The sequence below is a fragment of the Vibrio navarrensis genome (assembly GCF_000764325.1).
In the GTDB taxonomy this organism is placed as follows: Bacteria; Pseudomonadota; Gammaproteobacteria; order Enterobacterales; family Vibrionaceae; genus Vibrio; species Vibrio navarrensis.
Genome location: NZ_JMCG01000001.1, coordinates 1,870,279 through 1,885,116, shown reverse-complemented (window position 1 = coordinate 1,885,116; position 14,838 = coordinate 1,870,279). Strand labels below are relative to the sequence as shown.

The following is a 14,838-nucleotide window of genomic DNA, read 5'->3' as shown; positions in this document are numbered from 1 at the left end:
TTCCCCTACCCTTTAGCATCCACTTGCGCCAATGCCGATTGAGTGTCTAAATTGGCTTTGTCGCGCTGTTCCATCTCACTGAGCCATGCTTTCGCTTGTTTAATGTCTTCCGCTCGCAATGCCGCTTGCACCGCGTAGCGGTAAATCCATGAGGTGGCTGCAAACGGCTGCTCAACGAAGCCCGGTTCATCAAGCAAATTGAGGTACAAATCGTAGCCACGTTCAAAGTGATTAAACATGTCGGGCAGCGCTGTGAAGGTGGCAGCCGCCATTGCGCGAACTAAATAGCTTTCTGGCAAACCCTGAATTCGTTCTTGCTTTTCGAGAGAGGAAGGTAAAGTGTGCAGCAGCGCCAAGCCTTTATTAATGGTCGAAAGCCCCTGCTCGGTGAACTTCATTTTGTTCCACGGTAAGAAGGCATCTCGGCCTTGCAAGGTTTGCGTACTGCCAAGGTAGACCAGAGACAAAGGCGTCGCGCCTTCTTTCTCAATCAAGCGGTTGAGTTGACCGAAAACCGAGTCGACCTGTGCCGTTTCGACTTGTGCAGCAAGATTATACTGGTTGATCAACGCTTGATCGGGGTTAGCAAGCACCTGTGCTGTCCATAGCGACGTCGCGACTAAGAGACCAGAGAGCAGCGTTTTTTTCTTTAGCAACATCATCACCGTTATCCTTCTGTTGGTTTGATGATGCCAGCATATCGGGCCCATTTCCCGCTTGCAGGAGCATGCGACCAAACGCATCGAGGCGCGATAAACGGTCAACAGAGAGGATAAACGGGAGAGCTTAAGGGCGATGGCGAAATTGCGGTTGAGCTAGTTTCGTCAGCAAGGCTTCAATCAGAAAAGTCAATGCGAGCGAGAAAAATCGAGGCGTGGAATAACGTCGAGGTATAAAAAACCGAGCTTCGAACAGCTCGGTTTTTTTTCATTACAGTTCAGCGTTGTGGTAAACCTGCTGAACGTCATCACAGTCATCCAGCATGTCGAGGAACTTCTGGAATTTTTCTGCGTCTTCTTCCGGCACCGGGCTGTAGTTCTGTGGAACGAAAGTGATCTCTTCAACATCGATGACCAGATCAGGGTACTCTGTATTCAACGCAGTTTTCACTTTGAAGAACTCAGTGTTTGGAGCGTAGATAGTGATCACGCCGTCTTCAAGTTCGATGTCGGTCACATCACAGTCGGCCATCATCAGCGCTTCAAGAATCGCTTCTTCGTCTTCGCCTTTGAACTGGAAAACCGCTTGGTGATCGAACATGTGTGCAACCACACCAGGAGTACCGATTTTTGCACCAGTCTTCACAAAGCACTGACGAACGTCCTGAAAAGTACGGTTGCCATTGTCTGTTAGACAGTCAACGATCACGCTAATACCACCAGGGCCAAAACCTTCGTAACGTGCGGGTTGGTAATCTTCACCACCACCGCCGTTTGCTTTGTCGATCGCTTTCTCGATAACGTGCGACGGTACTTGGTCTTTTTTCGCTTTAGTGATCAGGTGGCGAAGAGACAGGTTCATGTCTGGATCTGAACCACCATTTTTCGCACACATGTAAATTTCTTTACCGTATTTGGAGTAAACTTTAATTTTTGCGCCTGCTGTTTTCGCCATTGAGGCTTTGCGCACTTCAAAACTTCTTCCCATCGGGATGTCTCTCTACATTACATTTTTAACGCGAAGGATTTTAGCAAAAAGCGAGATCAATTCAATTCTCGCTCCACGAGAAATCAGAGCCGCCACTCACGGCCAATTTGACTGCTAGGCCAACCTGCTCATGCCACTCTCATTGCTCGTTTGTATTTTTCAATTGATTGCTCAAAAAATGCCTTTTCGCGCGGATCAGTGATTTTATTGGCACGCTCAATGATAGCCTCTGGACCACATTTCGCTTCTTTCATTCTCCAGACCAAGAACGAAGCCTGCTTATCTAACTCAACTTTGTTCTTTTCATCCGGCGCCAACAGTGAAAGATTAAACGACATGAAAATCTCCTGAAGTTCTACATCGGTACGTATCTGGTTGTTATAAGGAGCCCTCTCTGTGAAGAAATCGCCACCTTTAAGGACAACGAGTCGCGAAATATAACACAGCGCCCGCTTTTTACAGAAGATAAATTGAGGGCGCTGGTTGAGCAAGTCGTCCCGAAAAACACTCGTCTGCTTGCCAAAAAGCACAAAGGGTGGCTAGCGGCCACCCTCTCAATTGAGTTCGTTAAATCATACAGTCGCGTTAGTGAAGCAGTCCTAATTCTTTTGCTTCCTCGATACTCAAACCGCTTTCACGGATCTCTCTCAGCGCTTCAATGCGGCGTCTCGCTTCTGCGGATTTCACTTGTTTTTCTGGTCTCAGCGCAACTTCCTCTTCCGGAACTTCCCACTTGTGAGCCATATCTGCCATCTCGTCATGGTTTATTGAATTAATGGACATATTACCTCCGAACACACCATGTTTTGACACTTGATGTATAGCAAACCCGATTTGCTGAATTAAGTAAAACAGTAGGGAAATGTGACCATTCCCACTCTTCCATCAACTAAATTATAAAACCGTCATTTACCTTTTGCTAAATTCCCTATCGCCCAGTAAATTTAAAAAATTGCCCCTGATAAAAACAGGGAGATCAAGCTCTCATTTCCCTTTCACCGTTTTGATTCAAACGCCCTGATTTAAACCAACTCACTTGCGCTCACACCCCTGTCTACAACTGGTCAATTCTTCAAACATCAACCAGACTCAATGGTATGAACAACACTCAAGATTCAATCAGAGGTAGGACGGATAATGGAACTGACTCTCTGGCTAGCCGATATTTCCCACTGGTATCAACAGCGAAAAGATGATCAAGGGCGTGAGTTGGAAACGATCCTCTTCTCTGCACCTGACGCGGTTTTTGGTCCTTATCTCACGGCTGATCAAAGTAAAGCGATCGCTTGTTGGCTCGATGGATGCCTGCGACTTTTCCAACACTATCGGTATAATAATCCCTCTCGCGCTTTTGAGTACTTAATGTATACCGCCAGTAAACTCGAGCAAGTTGGCTGCAATTCTTCCACCGATATTGAGATCCGCGATTGGTGCCTCAAGCGTTTACAACACATTACGGTTCTTAGCTTAGAGTTTTGTGCAGAACAAAGCGATCAAACGGCTTGGTTAGCCAAAGCCAATCGTGTTATTGAAGGGCATGTAAAACTGATGGAAGCACTTGCTTGGAATGAATCTCGAAAGCATGATCAAGTGATTTGGCATTGATCGAACTAAATAGGGAACCATGATCAAGGTAAGAACGGCTTAATGGCGAATTTTGGGTAAAAAAAAGCGAGTTCTGAGAACTCGCGAAATCTATTCAGAATGAATGTAACAATATGAGCCAATCTATTAATCATCAGAAAGGACAAAAGGTTGTCTATTCGAGGCCATAGTAGCTTTGGCGAACGATACCAATGTCAGCAGATTGTTAACGTTCGGTCTGAATTCAATCAATATACAAATTATTGCATTGGTTAATATTTACTTACATGAATCACTTGAAGGTTGGCAGAGACTTTTACTCTTTGCTTGCATTCAACATCACCCCAGAGAAGTGACTGTAAGCTCTCAACATGATGTAAAGATCTTCCCCTGCTGCAGGTACAGAGCAAGACTCATTGTTGCCTGAACGAAAAGGCCGGCAATCATAAACGCTCGTGGTGGGTTGCGCCCCTGAGCGTACATATAAATCGGCATCACCCGCGCCAAATTGAATCGCCACTGTCAGCGCTGACAGCCTATTTTTCGCTTTGACGACAAACATCTTCTCTTCCCCTTTATTCAAAGCCAAGTCGGTGATCGCGGAATCTGGGATGAGTTCTTCAATCGTTGGCGCGGTTGGATCAACGGAGCCCTCAGGCAAAGTATTGTTAAAATACGTGGCCACTTGCGGCCAAATCTGGCTCATTTTGACCCCTTGATTCTCACAGCCACCAAAATGGTGGAGCGCAATCGCCTTGTTATTGGCCGCGTTCAATACTGGAGAGCCCGATGATCCAGCGATGGTGTCGCAGAAATAACCGGTATCGGTGTTGGTGCCTCGGCCATTGGTTGAAGCAATATCAATTTGGCACAAACCGGAGCCATTTTGATCGCTTTCAATCGCGAGCTCTTTCGGATTGCCTGCGCCATGTTGCGGAATGTAGATGCCATCGCCATAGACGGGTTCATTGGCATCCAAGCCTAAGTAACCAAAGGCTGCAATCTTGGCAAAGTCATCAACACTAAACAGGGTGTAGTCCAAGGTGTAGTCTGTGCGCAGCAGCTCACTGCCCATCACTTTCACCGTTGTTGCCAAAGATCCGTTACAACTACTGCGTTGATAGTTGAACCACACTTCGGTGTTTTTCAACTCAGATGCCGTACTTACACAATGGTTGTTGGTAAAGAGTGTATTGTCAGGGCCAACACGCCAAGCGGTACAGAGGCTACGCCCGTTAATCAGTAGCCGAGCCACCGGGCTTGACCACGCCACTTTGTCAGCATGGCTCTCTTGCCAGCAAGCAACATCCTTACGCTCGCTTATTCCGCAAGTGGAGAATGTGCTATCTCCCCTAGACGCTGTCACTCCAGCCTGATGACCGGCGGTAAAATAGTCAATGTCGAACTCACCGACTTCACCCGCTTGGTTAGGCAGCAACTCAACGGTGACCTGTTCACCGAAAATCGATTGCGCGAACCAATTCTCTTGGCTCTGCGTATACACCAGCACCTCGGTTCCCTCTTTTGAGGTCAGGCGGATCGAACTTCCTGTCGGTAAGATCAAGGTTTTGAAGTGGATCTTAATAAACTGCGCACCGGGATGCTGAACCACCAGAGGATTGTTCGCCTTGAATGCAGAGGAGTGAGTGAATGGTATCTGATCGGCGATCACTGGTAGATCCACTTGCGCATAAGCCGCGGAAGCGGTGCAAAACGATGAAGCCAATACAAGTTTGCGTAGAATGTTTCTCATTGGATGTCCTTATCGGTTGTAGGTATCGATAAAAACATAATTGCTATGACAAAATAAGCAACTAGTTGCTTATTTGTGGTACGTAAACTATTGCTGACAGATCGCCGATAGGTACTCAGCCAATGTGAGCTAACATGCTGATATTTTTAACTAATGTGAGAGATTCAACCTGGGCGGCACCACATCCGCCCAGTGAAGAAGATGGTGCGTTGGAAAGTTAGACCGCCACTTCGTCAAGCGCGCGGAACACGGTGTCATCCAGATGACCCTCAAACACTTGACGACACACTTTTCGCCGCACGGCAAGGCCAGCAATCAAACGCTCAATCGACAAATGTTTATTCTCCGTCTGGCTGTTGTACAGTTCCACGACTTTACTGAGCGCTTCATAAGGCAAAACATGCTCATCGACACGAATGTAATCCAGCTTCTCTAACAGCTCCTGACACTCTTCTTTGATAGAAACATACGGATGCCCTGTCATGGCTGACAACGCCGTTATACTGCGTTCTAGGGCCTCTGGGGAGGTATATTTGGTTAGCGTAATGGTGATCTCATCGGCATTGATCTCCACCAAGTGCTTACGCAGTTTCACTCGGCGCCCCAAATTGCCTTTCGGAGAACGCTCTTTGCGCTGAATCGGCTCAAACTCACCATCAATGATGCCCGATAGCTCTTCCAGCTTCTGCTTGCTCACCATCTCATTGCGTAGCGGATTAGGCAGCGTTGGTGCCATATTGCGTTTGCCAGCATTGGTGGTACGAGCTCGCGAGTAACGCAGCACTTCTTCAACATCACATTTGATATCGATCTGGTAGTCGATCACCTTGTCTTTATCTTGGATCGTCGCGACGCTCAGGTGGTAGCCCCACAAGTTGACGCTAAAAAGATCTTCCGATCCTTTCCCTTCGGATAACCTGCGTAACTCACGGATCAGATCCATCGAAAAACGGCGCCATTCAATGTTGCGCGCCAACTTTTGATTGAGCTCGGTTAATAGCATGCTGTCGGTGTGACGGCGAACCATACGACTGCGGAAAAACGAATACAACTGGAACACTAAGGTATGTTGTTTCAAGATCTCTGGTGGAAAGAGGAAGAAGTAATCGCGCGTCAGCAGCTCCTCATAAAATGAAGGTTCCCAAACTAAAATGTATAGATTGGGTTTAATGCGAATTTCGCCATCACTGCCCTCTGTAGGCGCCTCTTCCGATGCAGTAATGGTGCGAGCAAGAAAGCGAAAGCGATCGCTTTTAAACCCTTCGGGCATATTCTCACTCAGCCAACGCCCCGTCAGTTCATGCAATTGAAAATCGGTAAACTCAATGCGATCAATACTATCGCGGATCGAATCCCGCGCAGGGCCACTGTCTTTTTTGCCTCTTAGCGACAAAATATCCGTGATATAGAGTGGGGTTTTGTTCGGAATGTGAGTGGCATCTAACTGATATTCCTCTTTGTGATGATCATGGTACTGCACCGTCAAAGTGAACAGCGCAAACAGCGTCATCAAATCATCCACCGTCATGATGTTTTTTGAGGAGCGAGTTTCAATGACCGCTCGGGTGCCTGAGATTGATACCATCGATTTTTGGTAGCTTTTACGCGTCCTTGGTGGAGCAAGTGCTTGGTCAATGATCCCGGCCCAGTTGGTCGGTGAAACAACAAACTGATCGGCTTCATCTTTCATACTCGGCGGCGTGTTTAAACCGTGTTCATTGAGCAATCGTTTATTGACCTGAGTTTGCGCTAAGGCTTTAGAACGTTTCTCTTTTTCGCTCTGTTTTACTTTTTCGGTGACTAAACTGGTCGCGCCTAATACCGAGATCAGTTTGTTCGGGTTAACAAAGCGGTGCAGCATGGTTTTGCCTGCAAGCCCTTCTTCAAAGCGCACGGGCGTTTGGGTAAACAAGCCGATGCTAACTGCCGCTCGTAAACGTTGCTGCAGTGCGGCTCGGGTTAACTGTCCGTCGGTCGCGTCGACAATTTCAGTGGTAGATACCAATCCATCTTTGCTGCTAAACCCACGTAAAGAGATCAAATTCAACAGTTCTAAAATGCTTTTCGTTACCCCTTTGAAATGCTGATATTGCTCCACCCAATCTGCAGATGAGTCACTGACTTCAAATAGATGGCCGTCTTTGTGGCTCCGCGGAGCTTTGATCAGTATTTTTTCTTCGGTTGTCATGTTAGATCTAGATCACTTTGACCGTAAAAGTACTATAGTTCCAAGAGAATAATGAAAAAAAGATCATAAATAAAGTGAAAAGAGAGATCTTTAAATAACTGATCTTTTTGCTTTATTTGATCTTATTGATAAAAGTGATCTAATGATCTGTTGCGTGTTTTTGTTATAGGTCTATGTAATATAAGTCTTTTTATTTTTGTCGTCTGGAACCATGATCATAGCCAAATGGAAAACATGATCATCATTGGTGGGAAAGCATGATCATAAGTTTATGAAAACATGATCATTAGAGAGTCGAAACTATGATCAGCAAAGCATCGAAAGCATGATCATTAGTCGCAAACAATTTATCCACAGAAAGAAGCCAAACGTAAGCTTTCTATCTCTATCGGCCGAGCTGAATGGCTAACGGAACGATGATCAAGCATGGCCCATTTTGGCAATATGCGATGAGAATAACAGCAGTATCGGTTGGTAGTCTAAAAATTGTGCGTTTGCCAACGTTAATAGAGCGTAATTGGCTTGGGTTAATCTTTGCGAAAGCATGATCATGGAAATATGGATGATGTAATGCGTTTGTCGTGACTGCTTAATGCACCAAAGAAACGTGCGGGATTGCTTGAATCCCCATTCCATCGGCATTCTTCCGTAGTTTGGTGAAGTATTTACATGCTTCCGAGCATGGTGGTACTTGATCATGGTTCCGTAGAATGGATCCTCCTGCCCTCTCTCTTTCTGTAGACCTTATCGATCTTCATTACCATGATCATCGTTTCGCCAACCAGACTATTTACGGAAAGATGATCAACGGGCTTCCTTGATCATCTTTCCTAGTGCGATTTACCCAAAATAAAATGGAAAAGGCGCTGACTTTTTACAGAAGCATGATCACGGTGCGATACCGCGCTTTGTTTCTCTCTTTTTACGTGATTGCGATTAGAGCGGCTTTTTCGCTCGTTTGGCTAATCGATTTGACAAGTGCCGTAATTTAGAGGTGTTATCTAATCGTTCCGATGATTTATAACATTTACATTGTAAATTAGTGACACTGTAATTCTTTCATTCTATCTCAGTTGCAAACGTTAGGTTTGATAAAAGCCATGGTGAGCAAAAGCACATTATCGTTCTTTTTTACATCATTATGACGTGATTAAAACATTTTTATGTGATTGTTCTTCAAAATGAACGTTCACCTTTTTGTTGTATTTGAATTAAAGTGCTGTACAATCGTGTGAAAGATATTTCTCTAAGGAATCGATAATGAAAAGAGAGCAAACGATAGAGAATCTCATTAAGTTGGCCGAATCAACTCAACAAGTTCAGGCGGACCGAATTGAGATTGTTCTTGAAGAGCGCAGTGATGATTATTTTCCGCCAATGTCCAAGGCATTAATGGAAACTCGTTCTGGTTTAACCCGTCGTAAGTTGGATGATGCGATTAGCAAAATGGAAGCGGAAGGGCATCAGTTTACTAAAAACAACGCCAACCATTACTCGATCTCTTTAGAAGAAGCACATATGTTGATGGACGCTGCGGGCGTGGCGAAGTTTCACCAGCGTAAAAACAGCACCGGAAACAAGCCGTGGATTATCAATGTGCAAAACCAAAAGGGCGGTACGGGTAAGTCGATGACCGCTGTGCATTTAGCCGCTTGCTTGGCGTTGAATTTGGATAAACGTTACCGTATTTGTCTTATTGACTTAGATCCACAAGGCTCTTTGCGTTTGTTCCTCAATCCGCAAATCAGCATTGCTGAGCACGATAATATCTATTCTGCGGTTGATATCATGCTGGACAATGTTCCGGAAGAGGTCGAGGTTAATCGTGAATTCTTGCACCGCAATGTGCTTTTACCAACGCAATATCCTAATCTGAAAACCATTTCGGCGTTCCCGGAAGATGCGATGTTTAACGCTGAAGCTTGGCAATATTTGTCACAAAATCAGTCGCTTGATATCGTGCGACTGCTCAAGGAAAAACTGATCGATAAGATTGCTGACGATTTTGATGTCATCATGATTGATACTGGTCCTCACGTCGATCCCCTAGTGTGGAATGCGATGTATGCATCGAATGCGCTGTTGATCCCATGTGCGGCGAAACGTTTGGACTGGGCGTCGACCGTCAACTTCTTCCAACACTTGCCAACCGTGTATGAAATGTTTCCAGACGATTGGAAAGGGCTGGAGTTTGTCCGCCTTATGCCAACCATGTTTGAAGATGACAATAAAAAGCAAGTCTCGGTATTGACGGAGATGAACTACTTACTTGGTGACCAAGTGATGATGGCGACCATTCCTCGCAGCCGCGCTTTTGAAACCTGCGCTGATACGTACAGTACCGTATTTGATTTAACCACGGGTGACTTTGAAGGTGGCAAAAAGACACTAGCGACGGCGCAAGATGCGGTGCAAAAGAGTGCGCTTGAACTGGAGCGTGTGCTTCATTCTCATTGGTCTTCACTGAATCAAGGATAAATAAGTCATGGCAATTAGAACCTCAGAACTCAATGCCAAACTCTTTGGTAAAGCAGATAAGCGCCGAGTCACCACACCTCAAGAGGCACAGACCGCGGCGAAAGAGCAAGCACAAGTGATTGAACTGTCTGTGGCAGGCGAGCAGAGCGTCACGTTTGAATTGGTGCGTATTGCCGCTCAAGAGGTGGAACAGAAAACGGTCGTGTTTGCAGAAAATGCACGTGAACAGGCATTTTTAAATGAACACGCGTTGTCCGATGTTTTAAGTACGCTCAAAGAGAGAGGACAGCAATACCCAGCGGTTGGTCGTCGTGCGGCTGACGGTAAGATCGAAGTACTCGATGGTAGTCGCCGTCGTATGTCTTGTATTCTCGCGAAGCAAGATTTCCTCATTTATGTCGCCGATAACATCAGTGCCGAGCAGGCGAAATTTTTGTCTGATGTCGCTAACGCGCACAAGCCACTCTCTCTGTATGAGAAAGGCAAAGAGATGCAGGCGAAGCTGGATAAAGGGGAAGCTGAAGATCAAAAAGCGCTGGCAAAAATGTTCCAATGTAGTGAGGCATTGGTTAGCGGCGCGCTCAAAGCGGCGTCGCTGCCTCTGGAGTTGCTGCAAGCTTACCCAAATGTGGGCGAGCTTGGCCGCCCGACGATCGTAAAACTGCACAAACAATACTTCTCTTTGCCAAGTGAGCAACAAACGCAGCTTTTGCATAAATGTCTGAGTGAAGAAGGGCTGGTTTGGCAACGCAGTCAGGCTCAGGGAGTAGCGCGTTTGACCAAAGAAGTGACGGAAACACTTGAGCAGTGGATGTCTGAGTTGCTACCAAGTAAGCCTAAAGCCAAAGCAGAGAAGACAGAGCTTATTAAAGGACGCGCATCTTACAGCCGTAAGGGCAGTAATTTAGCGCTGACACTAAAGAAAATAGATGACCAAACGATGGATGAGATCCTCAAATTCCTTGAGTCCAAGCTAGGATAAGCCGTCATTTATTGTCAAAAAGCCGCTGATGCGGCTTTTTTTGATCCTGTGCTACCATAAGCACACTTCGAACTTGGGTACGATTTATGGACACTCCTTTACAAGCGTTGCATGCGATTTCCCAGCAAGCATCGACGACAGGTTGGCGTTATGGCGTGGTTTTACGTGGTGACGCTAAGTGGCAAGATGAGCAACTGCATCACTGGCTAACTCGACAAACCTCGGCGGTGATTTTCTCTGTTGGACTAAGTGATGACTTTCATCCGCAGATCAGCAAAGCGGTCGGATATAAACAGGGGCAGCGCCTTTTAGGGCAGGAGTGCCAGATTCTTGTTGTCAATGCGCGCCAGCCGTTTGATGCCAATAGTTTTACTGCGGCTTGCGGTGCATTAGTTGGCGGCGGAATATTGCTGATATTACCCAGTGATGGACCAACAACCTCTTATGCTCAAGCTTGGTTAGAGCGTCACTTCGCCGAGTTAGTGCAAATCGATAAAGGGCTGTTCACACAGCTTCCCCAACAGGTTGTAGCGCCAGCCGTTGACGATGGCTACGCAGAGCAGCGCAATGCGATAGACTTAGTCAAAAAAGTGCTGACTGGGCATCGCAAACGTCCCCTTGTGCTCACCGCCGATCGCGGACGAGGAAAAAGCAGTGCGCTTGGTTTGGCTTGTGGCCAGTTAATGCAGCAGCGGCCGTTGAAAATTTTGCTGACCGCACCGTCATTTTCAGCAGTTGAAACGTTATTTTTCCACGCACAAACCCAGTTGCTCAACAGCCATAGAGTTGGCAAATTCATTTTGCGTACCGGTGAATCGTCACTGCAATTTATTGCGCCCGATGAGCTGTTATCACAACGCCCATCGTGTGATCTCTTGCTGGTTGACGAAGCTGCCGCCATTCCTTTGCCGATGCTAAAAGCGATGGTGGCGGACTATCATCGTTTGGTCTTCTCTTCTACCGTTCATGGTTACGAAGGGTGCGGCAGAGGTTTTTCCAATAAGTTCATCCCTTGGCTGCAAGCTGAGCGGCCCGGAATGAAAGCGTATCATTTAGAGCAGCCGATCCGCTGGAAGAAGAATGACCCACTTGAAGCGTGGCTCAATCGCGCCTTTTTGTTACAAAGCGATGATGTGTCGATTGATGACGTGATTAGTGATGCGTTGCGCTTACGCTTAGTGAGTAAAGCGGAATTACTTGCGCAACCAGCCATACTTCAATCTTGTTTCTCTCTTTTGGTCAACGCGCACTATCAAACCACACCCAATGATTTACTTCAGTTGCTTGCCGATGAGGCGTGTCAGCTTTATCTCGCTCAAGCACAAAATGCGGTCGTTTGCTGCATCTTGACTGTTGACGAAGGCGGGTTGGAGGCCGATCTGATTAAAGCAGTTCAGCTTGGCCACAGGCGCCCAGCTGGGCATTTGGTCGCGACCACCATTGCCAATCATCTCGGCATTACGCAAGCCGCGCAGCAAAGCGCGACACGGGTAATGCGGATTGCTGTTCACCCAGATTGGCAAGGGCGTGGCATCGGGCAGAATTTATTAGCTCAGTTGCAAGCTCTGCTCGAAGGTAAAACGGATTACCTTGCGACCAGCTTTGGTGCCAGCGCGGAATTGGTTCGCTTTTGGCAGCGAGCGGGTTATCTGCCACTGCGATTGGGTTTTTCTCGAGATGCGGCCAGTGGATGCCATTCTCTGGTGATGGTGAAAGCGTTAAGTTCGTTGGCTGAAAGATGGCAAACGCAAGCGCATCTGATGTTCAAAGAGACACTGCCGGATTATCTGTCGTCGAGTTTTTCTGAGTTGGATGCGATGCTAGTGCGATCGCTGCTCAACACGGTGAGCTACTCAAGCCCCAATCCGACTTGTATCGCTCTGATTGTTAATTATGCTGAAGGTGGCAATAGTTTTGACAGCGTCCAACCTTGGCTTAAAGCTTGGATACTGTCGCTTGAGGTGCAGAGCTTATCGGATCTGCTAATCAGTAAAGTGTTGCTCAACCAGTCGTGGCAGCGCTGCGCGGAGCGTTTTGCTTTCCCTGGCCGCAAACAAGCAGAACAAGCGCTAAGAGACGATGTACGCCAACTGGTTTTCCTGTCGAATTTACAATGTAAATTGGATCATCTTGCCGAGTAAACCCATTGCTCTTTACACTGTAAATCGCTCGTGGTTTTAGCGGTTTATTCCCAGTACATAGAGATTGTGAGCTTCAGCGGGAAATGAAAATACCCTTGGTGCTGCGTTTTACCTAATCGGCTTCTCTTTGCTTGTGGCTGGCGACGTGGATTTACAGTGTAAACCGATTGAGCGAGAAATGAACCCGCAGTCACAAACTGGATGCAATCTCGTTCGATATACCCTTTAGTGATGTGAGCCAGATTATTCCCTTTCCATGATTCTCAGCGATCCTCATTTTCGTTAGACTAGTTCCAAGATTGTCTTTCGGCTTTAACTGCACGTGGCTGTTTATGTGGAAACTTTGCCTTTCATGGAATGAAAATAAGACCAGCATCATCGCCAAACTCCCCGAAGTGGATTTGGGTGGTGAGCTGATCAGAAAAGAAATTGATGCCGTACTGGCTGAGATGGATGCTGGAAATCTGTTTCTTGATGAAGCGGAAGTGGTGCGGTTTATTAACAGTGTGCGGGAGAAAAAGGCCGAAGCGTATCAAGGTATTGAGGTTGCAAAACGGTTGAATGCGCAGCTAGAAGTCGAATTGTCAAACAATGATATGTTGGCCAGTATGAAAGTCACGGGCGCCTATGGTGGTCGAGGCTTGCGCGGTAGCGAGATAGTCCACGCGCTAGCCAGCGCGCATGTCACTAAAGGCATTAACAAGCTGGCCTTGAAAAAAGTGCTGGTCATGAGCAACCAGCTCAAACCGGGTGAGAGCTTTGTACAGGCCGTGGCGCAAGGCAAACAACCAGTCAAAGGCAAAGACACCCAATTTGTCCCTTTGGTGGAAGACATCACCAAGCGAGTGCTTAAGCCGGAGAAAGGGAAGTCGGCGAACGCTAAAATCGATATGCGCAATCTTGGTGAAACCATTACCGTTGAACGCGGAGACGAAGTGATGCGTCGCGAGCCCGCCACTAAAGGTTCCCCAGGATTCACGGTTCAAGGCAAAGCCATTCCGCCTTTAGCCGGGAAAGATGCTGCATTAAAACCTGGTAAAGGAACGGAAATTGCGTCTTACAATCCCAACATACTCGTCGCCAGTCAAGCAGGCATGCCGCTGATTAAAGAGAAAACCATCGAAGTTGACAGCGCGTTGTGCCTTAATAACGTCGGTGTCGGGACGGGGCATATCAAATTTAAGGGTAATGTAGTGATCTCCGGTGATATTGAAGCTGGGATGAAAGTGCGTGCGACAGGCTCGATCACCGTTGGCGGCTTTATCGAATCTGCCGATGTGCAAGCACAAGGCGATATTGTGGTTGGCAAAGGCATCATAGGTCATACCGTGAGTGATGGTGAAGCCAAAAGCTGCTCGGTTAAAACCAAAGGCAATATTAGCGCAAACTATGCACAATATTGTGAGTTGCAGGCAGCGCACAACATTGACCTTGCAGTGCATTCGCTCAATAACGACATTTTATGCGGGCATGATCTCACCGTGATGGATGCCAATGGTAAAAACGGCACCTTGAGTGGCGGGGTTGCCCGCGTTGGCGGAAAGGTAAAATGTGTCTTTCTTGGTGTTGAAGGGGATACGGCGACCAAGATTGAAGCCTTTGCTCGTTTCGCCGCCTATAAAGATAAAATCGCTTTGCTCAAAGAGCAGTATAAGATTGCCCAAGAAGAGACGATGGATGTGATTCGTCGCGAACTCGAATTTAAGAAGACGCCGAAAGCGGAGAGGCAAGAAGGCGTCGAAGCTGAAATTGCAGAGCTGAAAGCGCAAAACAGTGCACAACTCGAATCGCTTAAAGGTGAGCTCGAAACCGTCGACTCCGAATTCAACGCATTGTTGGAAATCAACACGGTGGAGGCGACGGAAAAAGTGTTCACCCGAGTGACGGTGCAATTTGGTGATGAACAGGTGGTGACCAAGCGAACTCATGGTGGCAGTATCTTCCGCTTCAATCAGTATGAAATCAAAGTTTCTTCAACTCTGGAAGAAGAAGACGTGGCCGCAAACTAGCACTCATTTTGAGTATTAGTTTTTGGAAGATTGCTTTTTAGAAGATTGCTTTTTAG

Annotated in this window: 11 protein-coding genes; 5 read left to right on the top strand and 6 right to left on the bottom strand. The window is 46.9% G+C overall.

What is annotated here, in order from left to right; translation table 11 throughout:
• Positions 1-5: 5 nt before the first annotated feature.
• The 4 genes from EA26_RS08330 to EA26_RS08315 form a co-directional block, all read right to left on the bottom strand.
• Positions 6-659: a hypothetical protein gene (locus EA26_RS08330; RefSeq protein ID WP_039428898.1), complete on the bottom strand. Its 654-nt coding sequence runs from the start codon at positions 657-659 to the stop codon at positions 6-8.
• 271 nt (positions 660-930) lie between these two features.
• Positions 931-1,647 (bottom strand): YebC/PmpR family DNA-binding transcriptional regulator, encoded by a 717-nt coding sequence (locus tag EA26_RS08325; RefSeq protein WP_039426638.1) that lies wholly within the window; start codon positions 1,645-1,647, stop codon positions 931-933.
• A 128-nt stretch (positions 1,648-1,775) separates the two neighbouring features.
• Positions 1,776-1,985, bottom strand: a complete 210-nt coding sequence (locus tag EA26_RS08320) for a DUF3283 family protein (RefSeq protein WP_039428896.1) — start codon at positions 1,983-1,985, stop codon at positions 1,776-1,778.
• A 247-nt stretch (positions 1,986-2,232) separates the two neighbouring features.
• Positions 2,233-2,430: a PA3496 family putative envelope integrity protein gene (locus tag EA26_RS08315; protein WP_039426636.1), complete on the bottom strand. Its 198-nt coding sequence runs from the start codon at positions 2,428-2,430 to the stop codon at positions 2,233-2,235.
• A gap of 354 nt (positions 2,431-2,784) precedes the next feature.
• Between EA26_RS08315 and EA26_RS08310 the strand changes: the two genes are divergently transcribed.
• A complete protein-coding gene (locus tag EA26_RS08310) occupies positions 2,785-3,252 on the top strand; it encodes a hypothetical protein (RefSeq protein WP_039426633.1) in 468 nt (155 codons plus the stop codon).
• A 295-nt stretch (positions 3,253-3,547) separates the two neighbouring features.
• On the opposite strand, the gene EA26_RS08305 is transcribed toward EA26_RS08310, so the two are convergent.
• The gene (locus tag EA26_RS08305) at positions 3,548-4,984 is read right to left on the bottom strand and encodes a serine protease (RefSeq protein WP_039426630.1); all 1,437 of its coding nucleotides are present in this window, start codon (positions 4,982-4,984) and stop codon (positions 3,548-3,550) included.
• Positions 4,985-5,201: 217 nt separating this feature from the next.
• Positions 5,202-7,172 (bottom strand): replication initiator protein RctB domain-containing protein, encoded by a 1,971-nt coding sequence (locus tag EA26_RS08300; protein ID WP_039426627.1) that lies wholly within the window; start codon positions 7,170-7,172, stop codon positions 5,202-5,204.
• A gap of 1,260 nt (positions 7,173-8,432) precedes the next feature.
• On the opposite strand from EA26_RS08300, the gene EA26_RS08290 reads away from it, so the two are divergent.
• The 4 genes from EA26_RS08290 (at position 8,433) to EA26_RS08275 (ending at position 14,782) form a co-directional block, all read left to right on the top strand.
• The gene (locus EA26_RS08290) at positions 8,433-9,650 is read left to right on the top strand and encodes an AAA family ATPase (protein WP_039426622.1); all 1,218 of its coding nucleotides are present in this window, start codon (positions 8,433-8,435) and stop codon (positions 9,648-9,650) included.
• A 7-nt stretch (positions 9,651-9,657) separates the two neighbouring features.
• Positions 9,658-10,632 (top strand): ParB/RepB/Spo0J family partition protein, encoded by a 975-nt coding sequence (locus EA26_RS08285; protein WP_039426620.1) that lies wholly within the window; start codon positions 9,658-9,660, stop codon positions 10,630-10,632.
• A gap of 86 nt (positions 10,633-10,718) precedes the next feature.
• Positions 10,719-12,773: a tRNA(Met) cytidine acetyltransferase TmcA gene (locus EA26_RS08280; protein ID WP_039426619.1), complete on the top strand. Its 2,055-nt coding sequence runs from the start codon at positions 10,719-10,721 to the stop codon at positions 12,771-12,773.
• A 332-nt stretch (positions 12,774-13,105) separates the two neighbouring features.
• Positions 13,106-14,782 carry a flagellar assembly protein A gene (locus tag EA26_RS08275; RefSeq protein ID WP_039426617.1) on the top strand — a complete coding sequence of 559 codons (1,677 nt, stop codon included), beginning with the start codon at positions 13,106-13,108 and terminating at the stop codon, positions 14,780-14,782.
• The last annotated feature ends 56 nt before the right edge of the window (positions 14,783-14,838 follow it).